Origin of the sequence: Kribbella catacumbae DSM 19601 (assembly GCF_000372465.1) — a bacterium.
Taxonomy (GTDB): Bacteria; Actinomycetota; Actinomycetes; order Propionibacteriales; family Kribbellaceae; genus Kribbella; species Kribbella catacumbae.
Genome location: NZ_AQUZ01000001.1, coordinates 446327 through 465524 on the forward strand (window position 1 = coordinate 446327; position 19198 = coordinate 465524).

Annotated in this window: 15 protein-coding genes; 13 read left to right on the plus strand and 2 right to left on the minus strand. The window is 68.3% G+C overall.

Going from position 1 to position 19198, the window contains the following annotated elements; translation table 11 throughout:
* Positions 1-14 precede the first annotated feature (14 nt).
* Genes A3ES_RS0101930 through A3ES_RS45905 form a run of 10 tightly spaced genes read left to right on the plus strand, consistent with a single transcriptional unit; the run spans position 15 to position 13564 of the window.
* Entirely contained in the window at positions 15-4202 is a 4188-nt protein-coding gene (locus A3ES_RS0101930) for a right-handed parallel beta-helix repeat-containing protein (RefSeq protein WP_020385083.1), read from the plus strand.
* Positions 4203-4230: 28 nt separating this feature from the next.
* On the plus strand, positions 4231-5475 hold the full coding sequence (locus A3ES_RS0101935; RefSeq protein ID WP_157630258.1) for a GumC domain-containing protein: 1245 nt from the start codon (positions 4231-4233) through the stop codon (positions 5473-5475).
* On the plus strand, positions 5472-6560 hold the full coding sequence (locus A3ES_RS0101940; RefSeq protein ID WP_020385085.1) for a hypothetical protein: 1089 nt from the start codon (positions 5472-5474) through the stop codon (positions 6558-6560). The genes A3ES_RS0101935 and A3ES_RS0101940 overlap by 4 nt, the downstream gene beginning before the upstream one ends.
* Positions 6560-7720 carry a glycosyltransferase gene (locus A3ES_RS0101945; RefSeq protein WP_020385086.1) on the plus strand — a complete coding sequence of 387 codons (1161 nt, stop codon included), beginning with the start codon at positions 6560-6562 and terminating at the stop codon, positions 7718-7720. The genes A3ES_RS0101940 and A3ES_RS0101945 overlap by 1 nt, the downstream gene beginning before the upstream one ends.
* The gene (locus tag A3ES_RS0101950) at positions 7717-8139 is read left to right on the plus strand and encodes a hypothetical protein (protein WP_157630259.1); all 423 of its coding nucleotides are present in this window, start codon (positions 7717-7719) and stop codon (positions 8137-8139) included. The genes A3ES_RS0101945 and A3ES_RS0101950 overlap by 4 nt, the downstream gene beginning before the upstream one ends.
* Positions 8136-9158 (plus strand): aminoglycoside phosphotransferase family protein, encoded by a 1023-nt coding sequence (locus tag A3ES_RS0101955; protein WP_020385088.1) that lies wholly within the window; start codon positions 8136-8138, stop codon positions 9156-9158. Before A3ES_RS0101950 ends, A3ES_RS0101955 begins: the two co-directional genes overlap by 4 nt.
* A complete protein-coding gene (locus tag A3ES_RS0101960; RefSeq protein WP_020385089.1) occupies positions 9155-10444 on the plus strand; it encodes an O-antigen ligase family protein in 1290 nt (429 codons plus the stop codon). Before A3ES_RS0101955 ends, A3ES_RS0101960 begins: the two co-directional genes overlap by 4 nt.
* Positions 10441-11772 carry an oligosaccharide flippase family protein gene (locus A3ES_RS0101965; RefSeq protein ID WP_020385090.1) on the plus strand — a complete coding sequence of 444 codons (1332 nt, stop codon included), beginning with the start codon at positions 10441-10443 and terminating at the stop codon, positions 11770-11772. The genes A3ES_RS0101960 and A3ES_RS0101965 overlap by 4 nt, the downstream gene beginning before the upstream one ends.
* Positions 11769-12842 carry a hypothetical protein gene (locus A3ES_RS0101970; RefSeq protein ID WP_020385091.1) on the plus strand — a complete coding sequence of 358 codons (1074 nt, stop codon included), beginning with the start codon at positions 11769-11771 and terminating at the stop codon, positions 12840-12842. Before A3ES_RS0101965 ends, A3ES_RS0101970 begins: the two co-directional genes overlap by 4 nt.
* A gap of 17 nt (positions 12843-12859) precedes the next feature.
* Entirely contained in the window at positions 12860-13564 is a 705-nt protein-coding gene (locus tag A3ES_RS45905; protein WP_020385092.1) for a sugar transferase, read from the plus strand.
* Here the strand turns inward: A3ES_RS45905 and A3ES_RS0101980 are convergent.
* Positions 13537-15138, minus strand: coding sequence for an MBL fold metallo-hydrolase (locus A3ES_RS0101980; RefSeq protein ID WP_020385093.1), 1602 nt, complete (start codon positions 15136-15138; stop codon positions 13537-13539). The genes A3ES_RS45905 and A3ES_RS0101980 overlap by 28 nt on opposite strands.
* A gap of 139 nt (positions 15139-15277) precedes the next feature.
* Between A3ES_RS0101980 and A3ES_RS45910 the strand changes: the two genes are divergently transcribed.
* Together A3ES_RS45910 and A3ES_RS0101990 are read left to right on the plus strand one after the other, a co-directional pair.
* Positions 15278-15985, plus strand: a complete 708-nt coding sequence (locus A3ES_RS45910) for a phosphatase PAP2 family protein (RefSeq protein ID WP_083933126.1) — start codon at positions 15278-15280, stop codon at positions 15983-15985.
* A gap of 141 nt (positions 15986-16126) precedes the next feature.
* Complete coding sequence (locus tag A3ES_RS0101990; RefSeq protein ID WP_020385095.1) at positions 16127-17725, plus strand: DHA2 family efflux MFS transporter permease subunit; 1599 nt, start codon at positions 16127-16129, stop codon at positions 17723-17725.
* Position 17726: 1 nt separating this feature from the next.
* Here the strand turns inward: A3ES_RS0101990 and A3ES_RS0101995 are convergent, their stop codons facing one another.
* Positions 17727-18290 (minus strand): sugar O-acetyltransferase, encoded by a 564-nt coding sequence (locus tag A3ES_RS0101995; protein ID WP_020385096.1) that lies wholly within the window; start codon positions 18288-18290, stop codon positions 17727-17729.
* Positions 18291-18486: 196 nt separating this feature from the next.
* On the opposite strand from A3ES_RS0101995, the gene A3ES_RS0102000 reads away from it, so the two are divergent.
* Positions 18487-19197: a hypothetical protein gene (locus tag A3ES_RS0102000; RefSeq protein ID WP_020385097.1), complete on the plus strand. Its 711-nt coding sequence runs from the start codon at positions 18487-18489 to the stop codon at positions 19195-19197.
* Position 19198: the final 1 nt, after the last annotated feature.

A 19198-nucleotide genomic window follows, 5' to 3' on the forward strand; every position in this document is an offset into this window, starting at 1 on the left:
CAGCCGGATCGGTCATGATCTTGGCCACATCCGGTCTGGTGGTGCTGACGAGCAGTCCGGCGGCCGCGGCCGGCACCGGCTACTGGGTGGACAACGGTGCGGCGAACTGCAGCGACACTCTGGCCACCGCGGGTACGCAGGCACAGCCGTTCTGCACGATCTCGCAGGGAACGAAGAAGGCGATCGCACCAGGCGACACCGTGCACGTCGCACCCGGTACCTATCGCGAGCAGGTCACCGTCAACGCCTCTGGCACCGTCGCGGACCCGATCACCGTGACCGGCGACAGCCCGGGCGTCGTGATCGTCGGAACCCGCGCCCTGGGCGGCGCGGCGCTCTGGACCGCGACGAGTACAACAGCCTGGAGTACGCCGTACGCGCCGCCCTCGGTCCCTCGCCAGGTCTTCCTCGACGGACAGCGACTGGCCGCCGCGACCTCGGCGACCACGACCTCGGCGAACACCTGGTTCTACGACGCGACGGCCAAGGTCCTGTACGTCGACGCGGGCGGCAGCAACCCCGGTGACGGTCACCTGATCGAGGCTGGTGCCCAATCGTTCGGCGTGACCGCGACCGGCCGCCAGAACGTTGCCATCAGCAACCTCCAGGTGATCCGGCCGAATTTCGCCGGAGTCCGCCTGTCCTCCTCCACGGGGAGCATCGTCGACCATGTCACCGCCTCGCAGGCCGGGAGCAACGGCATCCTGATCGAGGCCAGTCCGGCCGGCGGAAACGTCGTCAGCGCAGCGGCGGTCGACGGTTCTCTGTCGACCGGCATCCGGGTGTCCGGCTCCAACGGCGTCACCGTCACCGGGTCCACCAGCCATCACAACGGCCTGCACGGGATCGGCCTGTCCACGTCGGCGAACAACGTGATCGACGGCAACACCACCTACGCGAACACGTCGCCCAGCCCGACCACCACCTCTACCGGTATCGACATCAACACGAACTCGCCCGACAACACGATCATCAACAACGTCACCTATCAGAACCAGGACACCGGCGTACAGATCTACAACGGGTCCCACCGCTCCGTGGTCGCCCGCAACGTCTCGTACGGCAACGGTGACCACGGCTTCGACACGCTCGCGTCGACCGGGGCGCGCTACCTCAACAACACGTCGTACGGGAACCGTCGCGACGGCATCTCCGTCGAGGGCGTGTCCACCGGCGCCACGCTGGTCAACAACCTGATGGTCGACAACGGCATCACCACGAACTCATACAACCTGTCCGTCGACGCCGGGTCCATCTCCGGTTTCAGCGCCGACTACGACACCGCGTACAACCACACCACGGCAGCAACCACGAAGGTCGGTAGCACGGTCTACCAGAAGTTGTCCGCGTATGCGGCGGCCAGTGGCCAGGAGAGTCACGGATCGTCGCTCGACCCTGATCTCGTCAACCCCGCTTCGGGGGACTTCCAGCTGACAGCAGGCTCGACCGCGGTCGACTCGGCGAACTCCGCCGCAACCGGCTTCCGCCCGACCGATCCCGCCGGTAGCCCGCTCGCCGACGATCCGATCGTGGCCGACACCGGCGCCGGCACTCCGGCGTACGCCGACCGCGGCGCGCTGGAGTTCCAGCCGGTCGCAGGGGCGACGAACTATCCGCCCCACGCGGCGCTGATCCTGGACCCGGCCGCGGTGGCCGCACCGCCCTCGATTCCGGTCACCGCCGACGCGAGCGGTTCGAGCGACGCCGATCTCAACGGCATCGTGTCGTACACCTTCGATTTCGGTGACGGCACCGTGGTGGGCCCGCAGCCGGCACCGACGGCTACCCACTTGTACGCCGGTCCCGGCAGCTACGCGGTCACCGTGACCGTCACGGACGCGGCCGGTCTCACCGACTCGGCGAGCTCGCAGGAGGTCATCAGCACGCGGCCGGTCCAGACCTACTCGGTGGAGCAGACGAACCCGGCCTGCTCCGACACCGGTCCGGGCACCGCGGCCGCGCCGTTCTGCACGATCGGCGCCGCCACCCAGAAGCTCCTCGCGGGTGACACCGCACTCGTCGGACCTGGTCAGTACCGCGAGCAGGTCAGCATCACCGCCAGCGGCGAGCCGGCCAACCCGATCACGCTGCAGGCCACTTCTCCGAGCGCGGTCATCGTCGGGACCAACGACGTCTCCGACGCGGCCGGCTGGACCACGACCGCGACAACCGCCTGGCGGCACGCCTTCGCCGTCACTCCCACCCAGGTCTTCCTGGACGGCCAGCCATTGCCCAAGGCAACGAGCGCGACGACGACCACGACGAACAGCTGGTTCTACGACGCCGCCACCACGAGCCTGTACGTCGACACGGGCGGTACCAACCCGGCGGCCGGTCACACCGTGTCCGCCGGTGCCCGCAGCTTCGGCATCCTGCTCCGCCAGGTCAGCGACATCGCCGTCTCCGGGTTCGCGCTGCGCCAGCAGAACTTCAACGCGGTGGCGGTCGACCGGAGCCAGCGCATCACCCTCGCCGATCTGGACGTGGCCCAGGCCGGAGCACCCGGCATCACGGTGGACGCGTCGAGCAACGCGAAGCTCACCGGCATCCAGTCGGCCTTCAACCTCTCGATCGGCGTCCGGTTCTTCAACTCGACCGACAGCGAACTGCGCAGCTCTGTCACGCATGAGAACCAGCACCACGGGGTCAGCGTCCAGGGCAGCACAGGGGTGACGGTCAGTGGAGTGGCCACCTACCTGAACAAGCGGCTGTCAACCCGGATCGCCACCGGTATCGACGTCAGCGCCGCGTCGCAGCAGACGCTGATCGAGTTGAACCTGGCCTACAACAACGACGATTCCGGGATCGAGGCCTACAGCGGCTCGACCGGTACGACGATCCGCCGCAACGTCGTCTACGACAACGGCGACCACGGCATCGACACGTCGTTCGCGCCGAACACCACCGTGGTGTCGAACACGGTCCTGCGCAACGCTACGGCCGGGATCAACTTCGAGGGCGGGTCGACCAACTCCACCAGCCGCAACAACATCGCGATGGACAATGCCGTCGGCAGCACCCGGACGGTCAGCGACATCCGCGTGGACGAAGCCTCGATCCCGGGCACGACGCTGAACCGGGACCTGGTCTTCCAGAGCGCCGGCGGTAACCCAGTGTTCGAATGGGCATCGAAGGACTACAACTCGATCGGGGCCTTCCGTGCCGCCAGCGGGCAGGAGGCCGCCGGCAAGCAAGCCGACCCGCGCTTCGTGGACCTGGCCGGTCGCGATCTGCATCTCACCAGCCAGTCCCCCGCGATCGACTCCGCTGACACCGGGGTGACCGGGTGGACTGCCACCAACCGCGACGGCACGGCACCGGCCGACCATCCGACGATCGCGAACACCGGCATCGGCCCGATCAAGTTCGCCGACCTCGGTGCCTTCGAGTACACCGGACCCGTCGCCCGCGGGACCGTCGCTCCCGCGACTGGATTCGCTCCGCTGGACGTCACCGTGAACGGGTCGACCAGTGCGGCTCTCGGCGCACCGATCACGACGTACCGGATCGTCTGTGGCAACGGCACGGTGCTGACCACGTCCAGCGGCGTCTGCCGGTACGTCGCGGCCGGCACCTTCACGCCGACAGTCACGGTGACGGATTCGTCCGGTCTCAGCGACACGTGGACGAGCGCGCCGATCGTGGTGCAGGCGAACGGGCTACCCACCGCACGGCTCACCGCTACGCCTAGCGAGGCTTACCGGCCACAGCAGGTCCTTCTGAACGCCAGCAGCTCATCAGACGCCGACGGCAGACCGCTGGCCGGCTACACGTACGACTGCGGCAACGGCCAGACCACTGGTCAGCTGACAACCTCGTCCTTCACCTGCAGCTTCCCGAACGCGGGGACCTTCACCGCTCGGGTGACGGTTCGCGACACTGAAGGCCTGACGAGCACCGCAACGGCGCAGGTCAGGATTCTGGCCGACGTCCCACCGACGGCCAACCTCACGCTGTCGAGGTCGAGCATCAGGCGCGGCCAATCGATCACGGCGAACGCCTCGGGGTCGACGAGCGTCGACAAGTCCCCGATCGCCACCTACCAGTTCAACTGCGGAACCGGGCCGTCCAAGCCGGTCCAGACCTCGCCGACCACTACCTGCACCTACCCCTCGTTCGGATTCTTCACCGTCCGGGTGACGGTCACGGACACGGTCGGGCTGGCCAGCTCCGCCACGAAAACAGTGTCGGTGTTCCTATGAGGCACACCATCAGACGAAGGGCATGTCGATGACCATCGAAGAGATGTTCCGTCGGATCGTGCGGGCCCACCTGGGGATCATCCTGGTGTGTGTGCTCCTCCCGGTCGCGGCGGCGATCGGACTGCAGGCGGACAAGCCGGCTCTGAGCCTCGCCTCGATCAGGCTTCAGGTGATTTCCGGTGCGCCGACTTCGGCGACCGAGGCGGAGGGCATCAGCAGCCGGGTGCTGGCCCTTGCCACGACGCCCGGCCTGCTGGACGCCTCGCTGAAGCAGGTCGGCGCCCAGCGCGACGTCGCCGACTTCGCTGCCACCCATGTCGCGGCACAGCGGCTCGGTGAGTCGTCGATCGTCCAGCTGAGCGTGACCGACAAGGATCCGATCGCGGCCGGCCAGATCGTCGCAGCGCTGGCCGAGCGAGTGGCCCTCTTCATGAACCAGGGCGATCGAGCGACCTTCAACGCGGCCCTGGCCGAACTGGACAAACAGGTCCAGAACGCCACCGTCCAGCGTGACAAGCTTGCGGCCCAGTTGAAGGGCATCGCGGACATCAACGCCCGGGCCGACATCCAGACCCAGATCCAGTCGGCCAACCAGCTGCTCGGACAGCTGACCACCCAGCGGGCGGCCCTCGCGGTCCAGGACGCCACCCGCGACATCGTGGTACTTGTCGGGAACAAGCCCGAGGTCAGCCAGGTACCGTCCCCACTCCTTCCGCAGGCTGCGCTGGCCTTGCTGCTCGGCTTGGTGCTGGGCCTCACCGCCGCCGCGATCCTCGAGACGATGCGGCCGCGGGTGGCCAGTGTCCGGGCGCTTGCTCATCTGCTGCAGGCACCGGTGCTCGGCAGAACATCTGAGGAGATCAGCTCGTTGCGCAACACGATGGCGCTGGCAGCGCGGCGTCAGGGCGTCGACGCGGTCGTACTGATGGGTGCGGAGGAGTCGGACGCCGACACCGTCAGCCGGTTGCTCTTCGCCCTGTCGGGCTTCTCCTCCAGGCCGGACCGGCTGAGGAGTCCGTCACCGGCCGGCATCGAGGATGGCGCGGAGCCCAGCGTGCTGGAGATGGAGGCACCCTTCGCGAACGTGCGCTTCACCGGATTGTCCGCGGTCACTCCCCAGGACGAGATGACCGCGGGAGTGGTGGTCGTTTCCGGCGGTACGGTCCTGCTGCGCCGGCTGGACGATCTGGACGACGTACTCAAGGCCGTTCGCTGGCCGGTCCTCGGCATCGTCAACGGGCCCGCCAAACGCCGCTTCGGCAGGCTCGGGTGAGCACCTCGACGACTCGCCTGCTGCTCCACACCGCTGGGCAGCGGGTGATGGTCGAAGGACCGCCGGGCGCGGTCCGAGCGGTGATCTCGGCAACAGGGGGAGCCGAGATCGCCACTGCGGACCTGCCCAACCTCGTGCTCTCGCTGGAAGAACGCCGCCGGCGGTTCGACACCGCCGGGTGCGAGCCGATCACCCGCGGCGTCTGGGCGACCGACCGGGGCGAGGCCATCATCGAGAGCGTCGGCGGCTCGGGCTACCACCAGCTGTGGTGCATCGACGAGGAAGGTCTGCGGGTGTCGACTCGCTGGGCACCGACCGCGAAAGAGGCCGTGGCAGCCAGATTGCTGCCGGCCAGGCACCGGGCCTTGTCCGGCCAGGTGCTCGTGCACTATCCGGCGCTCTGGCTCGCCCTGCAGCAGGGTCTCGCGCCGCTGCACGTCTCGGTCGTCGAGATCGACGGAGTCGCCGTTCTGCTGGCAGGGCCGGGTGGGGTCGGCAAGTCCAGCCTGGTCTCCCGCGAGCTGGCGGCAGGTGGCCGGGCGACCTGCGACAACCTCGCCGCCTGCGACGGCAGCGTCGCCTACGGCGTCGCCGAGCCGCTCCGGCTGCCCGCCGAGATCACCGATTCCAGTGGCCGCAAGACATTCCACGGCCGGCGCGAGGTCAGCTGGGACTCGCGGATGCAGTCGCTCCGGCCGAGCCTGATCGTCGTCCTGCGTCGCGGACTGCAGGCCGATCCTGGAGCACGGCACATCACCGAAAGGCAAGCCGCGCGGGCCATCGTCGCTGGAACCTACTCCGCCGGTGAACTCCGCCGGTTCTGGGCGATCGCGTCCGTTCTGGCGCTTGCCACCAAGTGCGGTCCGGTCCACCCACCGGTCGAAGAGGTCGCCGCGACCCTGGCAGCACGGCTGCCCTGCGTCGAGCTCCAGCTGGGCGTGCGGCCAGGCGCGGGTCTGGCCGAACTGTTGCAGCCGTACCTGACTGCCGCTCGCTCGAACACTACCGCTCGCTCGAACACTGTCGCTCGCTCGAACACTGTCGCTCGCTCGAACACTGTCGCTGGCTCGAACGAAGGCCACTGATGTCCGGCCAGACGCGGATCGAGGTCGCGCAGATCGTCACCCGGTTCATCGCCGGCGCGGGCGGCGTCGCCCTGCGCGGAGTACTGCCGCTGGATCCCGACCGGTACCACGTCACGATCATCACCGGCCAGGGCGGCCCGTTGACCGACAGGGCCGAAGCCGCAGGACTCGACGTCATCCTCGAACCGTCTCTGGTCTCGCCACTGTCCCCGCGCGATGACAGGACTGCCTTGCGCAAGCTCACCGCGCTCTGTCTGGCCGGCCGGTACGACGTCGTCCACACGCACAGCGCGAAGGCAGGAGCACTCGGCCGGCTGGCCGCGCACCGGGCCGGCGTACCGCGGATCGTTCATACCTACCACGGGTTCCCGTTCCACGAGTTCCAGAACCCGCTGCGGAAGGCGGCGTACATCGCCATCGAGAGGCGGCTCGCGGCCATCACCGATGTCGTCCTGGCGATCGGCAGCGGGGTCGCCGTCGAAGCGCTGCGGCGTGGCCTGGCCAGGCCTTCGGCCTTGCGAACGATCGCGCCCGTGGTCGAGGCGGTCACCGTGCCGAAAACCGCGGAGTCGCAAGCCGCCGCGAGAGCTGCCCTGGGGATCAGCGACGCGGGCTTCGTGATCGGGACAGTCGGCCGGATCGACTACCAGAAGGCACCCGAGCACCTGATCACCGCGATCGCCAGACTGCGCCACCAGGACGCGATGGCCGTCTGGATCGGTTCCGGGCCGGGCCTTACCGAGGCCAGGGAGCTGGTCCGTCGCGCGGGGCTGCTCGACCGTTTCGTCTTCGCCGGCGAACGATCTGATGTGGCCGGCCTGCTGCCGGCGTTCGACGTGTTCGCGATGGCCAGCCGCTACGAGGGACTGCCCTGTGCCGTCGTAGAGGCAATGCGCTGCGGGGTGCCCGTGGTGGCCACCGCGGTCAACTCCCTACCGGATCTGGTGGTCCCCGGCGAGAGCGGAGTACTGGTTCCGCCCGGGCGGCCGGACCTGCTCGCGGTCGCGATCGACGGCGTACTGGACGACCCGCGGGCGGCGGACCGAATGGTCGCGCAAGGGCGAGTCCTTGCCGGGGGCAACTTTGACGCCGAGCGACTGGCCGAGGTACTGGACCAGGTTTACTCACAGGGGCGGACCGCGCGCCTGGTGGCGCGATGAGCACCCCCGGCCCGGCCACCACCTCGCCTTGGATGACCTTGTGTCCCTTCGGCACTGTCGAGATCGACTCCCGGTCCATCGACGCCGGCACAGCGGATCAGCTGAATCCGCACTTGCCGGTCGTTCTGATCGACCAGCGGCCGTTCAGCCGCCGCCGGCTGCGGCGACTCGCGCGGGGGCTGTCGATCGAGGTCGAGCGCGAGTTCATCGTGCTGCCGACGCTGCACCGTCCGCTGATGCTGATCGACGACACCGAGGCTGCGGTCCGCCACTTCTGGTCCGCGGTGGCCACCGTCCCGCCGGGCCTGGCGTTCACCGCTGGGCCGGCGACCGCGCTGCTCGCGCTGGCACGGATCCTGCCCTGGAGCTGGACCGGCGGGGTCGCACCAGGCCGTGCTCTGGTGGGGAGACGATCATGATCGAAGCACGGTCTCGATCGGTGCAGGACCTGCTGTTCGCGCCGTCCACCCGTGGCGTCCTGATCGCTGCCTCACGCGATCCGGACGCCAAGCTGACCTTCATCGTCACCCCGACCACCGGCACTGGTGCGTTGGCCATCAAGATTCCGTCCACCCCGATGGCCGCGAGCGCGATCAGTTGTGAGACGCGGATGCTTCTCGATCTGCGAGAGGTCTCGCTGGGCAGCATCGCCGCGACCGTTCCGCAGTACGTCGACACCCTGGACAGCGACGGTCTGCCGGCACTCGTCTCGACGGCCTTGCGCGGTACGCCGATGAGCGTCGGGTACCACCACTGGCTCCACACGGCACGACCTCGGCTAGTGGCCGCAGACTTCACCGTCGCCGGCGACTGGCTGCGCCAGTTCCAGACCGCGACCGCAGGTGAACGCGGCCGGATCGAGTGGGCCGCCGAGGTTGGCTACCAACTGCGTCACCGCTGGCCGGATCACCCGCAACTGGAGGCCGCCCTCGCTCGATTGGCATCAGCCGATCGCCGGCTGGATGCGCAGCGAGTTGCCCGCACCATGGTGCACGGCGACTACTGGTTCGGAAACCTCCTCCTGCAAGACGGCGCGATCACAGGCGTCGTCGACTGGGAGGGCGGCGGTAGCAACGGCTGGCCGCTGCGCGACCTGGTCCGGTTCGCCCTCAGCTATTGCCTCTACCTCGACCGCCACACACGTCCCGGCCATCGAGTACTGGGACACCGAGGGCTCCGGCGTACTGGCTTCGGGGCTGGGATCAGCTATGGGCTATTGGCTGACGGCTGGCTACCGGATCTTGTCCGCTGCTACCTGCGCGACGGTCTGGTCTCGCTCGGCCTGCCGCCTCAGCTCTGGTACTGCGCAGCTCTGACCGGGCTGGGCGAAGTGGCCGCCCTGGCGAACGATGACGAGTTCGGCAGCAACCACCTCGAACTACTGGCAAGGCTTCCGCTCGGGCTGGCCGATCACGACGGACTGGGGGCAAACCGATGACGACCACAGCTCCACAACACGTACCCGGCGGCATCACCCGGCGGCCTCGCGGCGACGTGCTCGCGACGATGATGGGACTCACCGTCTGTTTGCTGCCGTTCCTGCTGCCGTCCGGGGCGGGCAACACCGCGCTGGCGGACCTCGGCATGGTCGTGTGCATCGGACTCGCCCTGCTGTGGTCGGGTCGTGAGCACCTGCCCATCAAGGTGCCTTATCTCGTGGGGATCGCCGGTCTTGTCCTCGGCGGTGTCTTCGCGGCCATCGTGGCGCAGGCGCCCGTCGGTGTCGGCCTGGTGCTGGCACAGGACCTACTGCTCCTCGCCTGGGGCGCGGCCCTGGCCATGGGGAGGCACAACCCGGCCGTGATCGCCGCTGTCACCCGGGCCTGGTGCCGGACCGCGCCGATCTACTCAGGAGTGATGGCAGCCTCCTACGTACTCGGCATCAGCGCGCTCAGCGGCGTCTCGGCCAAGGACGGCGTCCGTGCGTCATACATGTTCGGCGATCCGAACCTGGCGGGCAACTACCTGGTCGTCTCGCTGTTCATCATGGCCGCCTGCAAGCATCCGCGGTCGCCCGGCGTACGGCGGATCGCCTATGTGCTCGTGCTTGTCGCCATCGGCTTCACCGGATCGAACGGCGCCATGCTGACCCTGCTGGTCGCGCTGGTTCTCTGCCTGGCCGTTACCAGGTACAAGCGGCATGGCGCGGTCGTCGGTCTGACGACGCTGGCTGCGGCGATGCTGGCGGCGGGCTTGGTGTTCGCTTTCGTGATGCCCCGGGTCGACCTGGGGCAGATCCGTGAAGAGGCAGCCGGCAGTGTGCCGTTGCTTCGCGACTCCTTCGGCCGCAGCGGCAGCTCCAGCAGCGAACGCGCGACGATCGTGCAGGAAGGAACCGACCTCTTCCTGCAAGGCGATGCCACCGGTTTCGGTCCGGCCCGGACGAAGGCGACGCTGGCGGCCAACCAGGCGCCGTACGTCAAGGAAGCGCACAACGACTACCTCGCGACACTGCTCGAACGCGGATTGATCGGCGCGCTCGGGCTGCTGGCTCTCGGCGTCGCTGTCGGCGTGCGCTGCATCCGGCTGATCGTCGGGAAGCTGCCGGAAGACTATGCCGGCCTGGTTCCAAGACCCTGGCTGCTGGCCGTCATCGGACCGGTGATGGCCACGGCAGCGGGGTTCTACGAAGTCCTGCACTTCCGCCATCTCTGGACCTGGCTCGGCCTGATCGCGGCGCTGGTTCTGGTGATCCAGGACCAGCAGAAGAAGCGGGCCCGATGAGCAACCGACTGCGGATCCCTGTCACCGGCGAACTCCTCCGGACGGTAGTGGCGAACACCTCTGCCCGTGGACTGGCGATCGTCGGACTCACTCTCGCTACCGTTCTCGTCGCCCGAATCGGCGGCCCCGCCGCTGTGGGCGAGTACGCGTTGCTCCGCATGCTGCCCGGCCTGGTAGGCGTCCTCTGCGTGCTCGGGCTGCCCGGCGCGTTGGCGTACTTCCTCGCGGCGCCCCGGCGCGACCTGCCGAGGTTGTGGCCAACGCTCATCGCCATCGGCTTCGGAGGTGCACTGCTTGGCACTGTGTGCTGGCTGATCGCCGCACCCGTCGTCGCGAAGGTGTTCTTCCCGCAGGAGTCGGTGCTTTTGATCGCGGCCGCCGGTGCGACAGTTGCGACTCAGCTACTGCTCACCATCGGGAAGACGGCCTTGCAGGGTCTCGAGGATCGCCGGGGTGGCGACGTGGTGATCGCAGCCGAGGAGCTCGCGTTCTTGCCCTGCTACCTGCTGCCGCTCCTGGCCGGGTTCCACGGGATCGCGGCGATCGTGATCGGACTCGGACTGGCGGATCTCGTCGTCGCCGTCGAGGCGTGGCGCAGAGTCAGCCGGCGACTCGGCTGGCGGCGACTCGGCCTGGCCCGTATCGGCGCCGGCTGGTGGGGGCGGCCAGATCTTGCCCTGGGCAAGCAGATCGCGTCGTACGGCCTGCGAGGTCAGGTCGGTGGGTTCATCACGCTGCTCAACCTGCGCTTGGACTTCGCGATCCTCGGTGCGATGGCAGGTCCCGCGGTACTGGGCAGCTACGCCGTCGCCTCGAAGTACGCGGAACTCCTCAGGCTGCCGGGGACGGCCCTGACCTGGGTGTTCTACCCACGGCTCGCCAAGCTCGCGGAAAGCGAGGCTGCCTCGGTGGCGCGCCGGATGATCCGCCCGGCACTGCTCGGCATCCTCGTCGCCGCCATCCCGATCTTTCTGCTGACCTCGCCAGTGATGCGCCTGCTGTACGGCGAGCAGTTCGGCCCGGCGGTCGCGCCCGCCCAGGTGCTGCTGGCCGGGATGCTGCTCGGTGGGGCTGCAGGGGTGGCCAGTGCCTATTTGTACGGACGCGGGACGCCCGGCCTCAACTCGATCGTGCTCGGCATCGGCCTGGTCATCACGGTGGTTCTCGACCTGCTCCTGATCCCCGCCCACGGGGCACTGGGTGCCGCGGCCGCCTCGACAGCTGCGTACCTGTGCACGGACGCGCTGCTGATCGTCCTCCTGCTTCGGCTCAGTAGGCGGACTCGTACCCGCCACGGCGCGGTACCAGTTGGCGGGGTGTCGTCATGAAGGTCGCAGTCGTCGCGCTCGCGGTCCTGCTCGTGGTCTCCGGCTGTTCCCAGGCGAGCCCAGAGGCCGGCCCGACCGGCTCCTCTCCAGGAAACACTGCGCCACCATCACAACCGACCGGTGGGCCCACAACCGCAACCATCCCGTCCACTGCCCCGGCGCCGAACCCCAACGCGGACCGCTACGTCGCGTTGGCCACAGCCCTGCACAGCCGTGGAGTCGAAATCTGGTGGGAGACCGATCTGGTCGCCCGCTGGCTCGAAGGACCTGCTGCGTTCGACAAAGCGATCGCGCGGCTCGGCCAGCTGGCCAAGGTACCGGGAACCATCGGCTTCAAGGTGTCCGACGAGATCGGCTATGGCGACGGGCTCACCACCATGGCCGACGCGGCCGAGTTCCTCAAGCAGTCCAAGACCAAGCTGGGTAAGGTTGCCCCCGGCAAGCACCTGCTGGTGGACGCGATCGTACCCGAGCTCGGCTGCCTGCCGTGGCGCGGCGCGAACCAGCAGGGCTGCGCACAACGGGTCCGGCTGAAGTATCCGGCGGCGACCGCGGCCGCGATGGAGAGCTACCTGCGCGCCGGGCTGATCGACCGGCTGGACCTGAGCACAGGCCTGCTGGAGGACGCCACCTACGCCAAATGGGGACTGACCAAGCGCGAGGCGCAGACGGATGCGTGGAACCGGGTCAAGAACCAGGGCTGGGCGAACCTGACGATCCTGCAGGCTCGCAAGGCGCTGGCCGAGCCCGACGGCTACCAGGGCTCGGCCACAGAAGCCGGAGCCGATTCCACCGACTACATCGACATTCCCGTCACCGCCGGGGCGAAGGCAGTCGACATCTGGACCTGGCGGCAGCAGTACCAGGGCAGCACCGTCAGCCTGCTCGGCACCGACCTGTCTCCCAACCCGCTCTGGACCGAACTCGTTCGGCAGCGCAACCGCGGCCGGCAACTCCTCAGCCACATGACACCGTCCGCGATGCCCGCCGACGCCGCCGCGTTCGCCCGCGAATGTGACCTGGCCGCCGCCGTGTTCAGCGCGATCTTCGTTGCCGCTGGCACCGGCTGAGAGAAAGGAGCCACACCATGGCACTGAGCACTCGAGCCCGGCACCGAGCTCCGGTACCGCGGACCATGGTCGACGGCGTCGGACCAGTACGGCGTACCCTCGACATCTTCGTGGCCACGGTGTCGCTGCTCCTCGCCTCTCCGTTCGTGGCGGTGATCGCCCTGCTGATCCTGGTGACCGACGGAGGGCCGGTCTTCTTCCGGCAGTCCCGCGTCGGTGAGCAAGGCCGCCGGTTCCTCCTCTACAAGCTGCGAACCATGCAGATGGTTGCCTCCGGCCCGGAAGTCACCACCCAGCGGGACACCCGGATCACTCCCCTGGGAGCCTTCCTGCGCCGAACGGCGATCGACGAACTCCCGCAGCTCTGGCACGTACTACGCGGCCAGATGACCCTGGTCGGACCTCGTCCCGAGAGCGACGCCCTGGCCGGCCGTTACCCGGCCTCGTGCCAGTCGATCCTGCTCGCCCGCCCCGGCCTGACCGGTCCCGCCCAACTGCACTACCGCGAACGCTCGAACGTCCTTCCCGAGGGCTGGTCCGACATCGAGACCTACTACCTCCAGGTCCTCGTCCCCCTCCGCGTGGCCGCAGACCAGGAGTACCTGGCCAACCCGTCTCTCCGCCGTACCATCCGCTATCTCTTCCTGACCGCGCTGTTCGTCACCGGCCTGGCCGACGTCCAGCGCACCGTCGTTCAGACGGCTTCCGAGACCTCTTCGTAGGAGCCACCCACCTTGACAGCAAGGGGGTCCGAGCGAGCGTTCAGGCAACTGCCGGTGGTCAGGTCGAACTCGAAGTTGTGGCCCAGGCAGCGCAGTACGCCATTGATCACGACGCCTGTCTCGGCCAGGTCCTCACCGGCGTGCGGGCAGAAGCGGCTGATCTGGAGCTGCCGGCCGTCGACGGTGATCTCGATGGTCTCCTCGGGATCGCGGGCGGCCTCGAACTCCTCGATAGCGCGGAGAGCGGCGCGATCGGCATGCTTCAGCAGGCCTACCAGGTAGTCGTTGTAGCGGTCGGGCTGCCGTCGAGCGGTGAAGCGAAGCGAGAGAAGCAGCTCCTCCCACCGGGTACGGCCACAGACGACACCGTCGAGCCAGCGACCATCAAGTACCAGCCGATAATCCGCAGGGCAGTCGCCACCGTCCAGGTCGACGAACACGTGGTTCGGGCCGATGTGGGCATCCCAGACTCCCCCGCCCGGGCCGGACACCTCGAAGCGGACGTTCATACCGATCCGTGCCAGGAAGTACTCCGACAGGGTGCCGAGCGACTCGAAGTGGGCCTTGAACCTCTCGGCCAGCCCCGGCGCGGCAGGCGGGTTCGCCGCCCAGGCCGCCTCGATCGCGGTATGGCGCCGGGCGGCGTACTCGGTCAGGTAGCGGCGTCGTTCCTCGGCGCCGGCGTCGAGCGAGAATCCTTGCCAGTGTGGATCGCGGCTGACCTCCAGCCCACCGAGCTCCACCCGGTCACCGGGCAGGAGACAGACGCCGGGCTGTTCCGGCAGCCGCTCGGCCAGCCAGGCGAGCGCCTCGCCCTGGTCGGGGAAGATGCCGCCGGGCTGGAGCCCGCTGTTGAGCTCGAACAGCTCGTCGTCGAGGAAGCAGGGCGGACCGGCGTACGGCATCACCAGTCGTGGCTGGACCGAGCGGACCAGCCGGGTGACCGCCTTGAACTTGCCGACGCGCTTGATCGTGGAGATCCGCTCCCGTTCGACCTCGTCGTACTCGTAGCTGACCGGATGCCAGCTCGCACCCGACATCTGCACGCCCATCAGGTCGAACGGCCCGCCGATCTCGGCCATCGCCCGCCTGGTCTGCGCGAGCGAGATCCGGGCGTCGTTCGTGTGCAGCAAACTCCGGCCGGCCACCTTGATCAGTACTGCGGAGTCGTGACTCATCGGGCACTGCTCGGGAATCACGGTGAGCCAGTCGTCCGGGTCCGGGCCGAGCGGGTACCGCTGCCAGGCATCCAGGACGACCACCCGGGTCCGGCCGATCGCGCGGAGCCGGCGCTGCATGATCGTCGACGGATAGCGCGGTATCACCACCGGCACGTCCGCCGGGAGGCCGGCGATCAGGTCCAGATCGAGATGGTCCAGATGTTCGTGCGAGACCACGACCAGGTCCACATCGAGCAGCTCAGGGGTGAGCAGGTGCGAATTGTCCGGGAACGGGAACCAGGCGCCGAGGAAGGCCCCTCGCGGGGACAGCCAGGGGTCGGCCAGTAGCCGGACTCCGGGCGCGTCGAGGCGCAGACCGGCATGACCCAACGCGGTGACGACCGGCTCCCTCATACCACCAAGGCTCCCGGGGCGGCACCGCGTGATCATCGCCCGCTCGGACGAGAACTCCTACGCTGTCTAGACCAGGCACAAACCCGCTCCACAATGGATCCTGGAGAGCACGCAGAGTACTCGACAGCGAAGGTGGCTGATGGCAAGGTCACAAGGGATGATGAACCTCAGCACCCACCGGTACGCCGTACCGGTGGTGTGCGCCGTGGTCGCGCTGGGCGGGACCATCGGGGTGATCGAGCTCGCCGACGCGGCGACCGAGTCTGACGGGCTCGCGGCCCTCGACCCCCAGTTCACCGCGAACGTCGTCTCCAACCGGACTCCTGTACTGACGGCGCTGGCGCGGGGCTTCACCTTCGTCGGCAACGGGCCCGTACTGGTGACGCTCCTGCTGATCGCGTCGCTCCTCTTGTGGCGCTGGACTCACAGCCTGCGCGCGCCGGCGTTGTTGCTGTTCGCCATGGCCGGCTCGACCGCACTCACGGCCGGTGTGAAGGCTCTCGTCGCACGTAAGCGGCCGGGCATCACGTTCGTGCTAGGCCCGGTCGAGGACAGCTTCGCCTTTCCCTCCGGCCACACCTTGAACTCGACCGTCTTCTTCATCACGTTGGCGGGCCTGGTGTGGGTCGGACTACGCTCCTTCGGCCCAAGAACCGCCCTGGCGGTCGCAGCCCTTCTGATGAGCATCGGCATCGGTCTGAGCCGCATCTACCTCGGCCACCACTGGGCCACCGACGTTCTCGCCGGTTGGACCGTGGCCATCACTTGGCTGGCACTGGTCTGCCTGGTGGCGTACATCAGCCGAAGTTCTGATTCAGTACGGGCCGAAGACCCATTGCGAGGGTGACTTCGGGTCGTGGTCCACGAACAGGCTCACCAGTGGTTGGCGACTCGGTGTCGCTCGCGATCTGGTCGGAGATGTGGCTCGTGCCGGGCTGGGACTCGCGCGTAACGTCGGCAGGGACCGATTCCGGCCGAGGGGAGAATCGTGAGCCAGCCAACCGCCGAGTCCGACTACCCCGACCACATCGACGCCGCGGTCCTGAAGATCGCCGGCGTCGTGGTGCTCGGGGCCATCATGTCGATCCTCGACATCACCGTGGTCAATGTCGCCCTGCCGACCTTCCAGGACGAGTTCGGCTCGCCCGACAGTCCGGTCTCCTATTCCCACGTCGCCTGGACGGTGACGGCGTACACGCTCGCGCTCGCGACCGTGATTCCGCTGACGGGATGGGCGGCGGACCGGTTCGGTACGAAGCGGCTCTACATGGCCGCGGTCTTCCTCTTCACCGCCGGATCCGCCCTGTGCGCCACCGCGTCGAGTATCGACATGCTGATCGGCTTCCGCGTCCTGCAGGGCCTGGGCGGCGGCATGCTGATGCCGCTCGGCATGACCATCATGACGCGAGCCGCGGGACCCCACCGGATGGGCCGGCTGATGGCGATCCTCGGCGTACCGATGCTGCTCGGCCCGATCCTGGGACCGATCCTGGGCGGCTGGCTGATCCAGGTGGCCAGCTGGCACTGGATCTTCCTCATCAACGTACCGCTGGGCGCGATCGCGCTGGTCTACGCCTGGTTCGCACTGGCCCCGGACCACCCGGAGCGGTCGGAGTCCTTCGACTTCCTCGGCGTCGCCCTGATGTCCCCCGGGCTCGCGCTGTTCCTCTTCGGCGTCTCCTCGCTGCCTGCCGAGGGCGGTGACTTCAGTGCGCCACGGGTATGGGTCTCGATGCTGACCGGAGTACTGCTGATGGCGGCCTTCGTCTGGCACTCCTTCCGGCCGGCGCATCCGCTGCTCGACCTGCGGCTGTTCAGCGACCGCAACCTGACCATCTCGATCGTCACGATGTTCTTGTTCGCCGCCGCGTTCTTCGGTGGGCTGCTCCTGGTACCGACCTACTTCCAGCAGATCCGCGGTGAGTCCACCCTGTCCGCGGGTCTGCTGGTGGCGCCGCAGGGGCTCGGAGCCATGGTGACCATGCCGATCGCCGGGAGGCTGGTCGACAAGGTGCCGGTCGGCCGGATCGTGCCCGTCGGGATCGCGCTGATCGTGGTGGGCATGTTCGGCCTCACTCAGGTCACCGCGACCACGTCGTACGGGCTGCTCATCGCGATGCTGGTCGTGATGGGTTTCGGGATGGGCGCCACCATGATGCCGCTGTTCACGACGGCACTGAGGACACTGTCCGGAGCCCAGGTCGCGCGCGGCTCGACCTTGCTCAACATCACCCAGCAGATCGCCTCCTCCTGCGGTGTGGCGACGATGTCGGTCGTCCTCACCAACCGGCTCAACGACTCGCCGATCATCCCCGGTACGCAGGGCGTGCCCCAGTTGGGCGGAGGACTGCGCGAGACCCAGGCGGCCATCCTGTCCAACACCAGGCCGGAGAACCTCGCCCCGCTGCACCTCGATCCCGCCGCCATCGCTCGCGGGCTGGTCGACGCCGCATCGGCGTTCTCACACACGTACTGGGTCGCCTGGGTACTGGTCGCCCTCACCTTGGTGCCGGCCCTGATGCTCCCCCGCAAACGCCAGCAGCCGCGCGTCGCCGACAAGGGCGCGACACCGACGGCGATCGACTGACTCAGCGCGAGCTAGCGACGGTCGGCGTACCGAGGTTTCGAACAGCCTTAGCCGGTACGCCGACCGCAAGCGTCGCCGGCGGGACGTCGTGGGTGACGATCGCCCCTGCTCCGATGACGGCGTCCGCGCCGACGGTGACGCCTTGCAGGATCATCGCCGAAGCACCGACCCAGACGTTGCGCTCGATCCGGATCGGGGCCGCGGTGATCCCCGACCGCCGCGACGCCGGGTCGAGGGGATGGCCGGACGTGATCAGGCTTACCCCGGGGCCGATCATCACGTCGTCGCCGATCTCGATGCCGCCGATGTCGTTGAACCGGCATCCCTGGTTGATGAAGACGTTGCGTCCGAGCCGGATGTTGATCCCGTGATCCGAGTACACCGGCGGGATGAGTCTGAGCGTCTCGTCGACGGGTTGCCCGGTCAGGTCGGCCCAGGTCGCCCGGATCGCGTCCAGTTCGTCGTACGGGAGCTTGTTGAGCCGCTCGGTCACGCGGATCGCCTGCTCGACCCGTTCGCGGAAGCCCGCCGGAATCGGAAAGTCGGTCGAGCGTCCGTCTGCCATCTGTTTCTCCTCCTGGTTGCCGTTCCGCGAGGTCGCCGATGTAACCAGGGCCCAACCGGGCCGCACAAACAACGGCCGGCCCGGCGCGCCACAACTGCTGCATAGGACCACCCACCGGCACGTCAAGACCTCAACTCCGTATCCGGACTCCATGTCGCGAAGATTGAGCGGCCTGACAAGCTGTTAGGTTGCCCGGGTGATCGGTCTCGCGCTGCCTGGCTGGCTGCACGCCCTGCTCGGGCTCCAGGTCGGGATCGGCCTGTTCCTCGGCTTTGCCGCGTTCGTCGGGTGGCTGATCCTCCGCCTGGGCGGTCCGTGGGTGGCAAGATCCGAGGCTCGACTGGCCCGGCTGCAGGCCGGCGCCGAGCGGTACGGCTGGCTGCCGGGTGCCGACACGGACGGTGTGCTCGCCGCCGCCGGAGGCCGGTGCTTCCGCGACAGCGGCGAGGTACGCCGGGTGCTGGTCGGCGAGCACGAGGGCCGCCGGGTCCGGATGGCCGAATTCCTCTACATCACCTGGACGAAGTCCATCCCGACGACGAACGTCACCAACCTGGTCGCGGTCGAACTGCCGGTCCACCTGCCGGACCTGGTGGTCAGCCATCAGCGGTTGACCGAACCTGGCCTGCTGAACTTCGACGGAGAAAGCGGCGCCTTCAACCGCGAGTACTCCGTGGCCAGCCCGGACCACCGCTACTCCTCGGCCATGATGCATCCCCGGATGATGGAGTGGCTCCTCGCCCACCCGGGCGTGAGCTTCCGGATCCTCGGCAACCTGATCGTCGCCTATTCCCCCACACCCTGGACCGTGCCACAAACCCTCGCCACCCTGCCCGTCCTCACCGGCGTCGCCAACCTGATCCCACCCTTCGCCCTCGAGGACTTCGGCCAACCGTCCGCGCGATAGC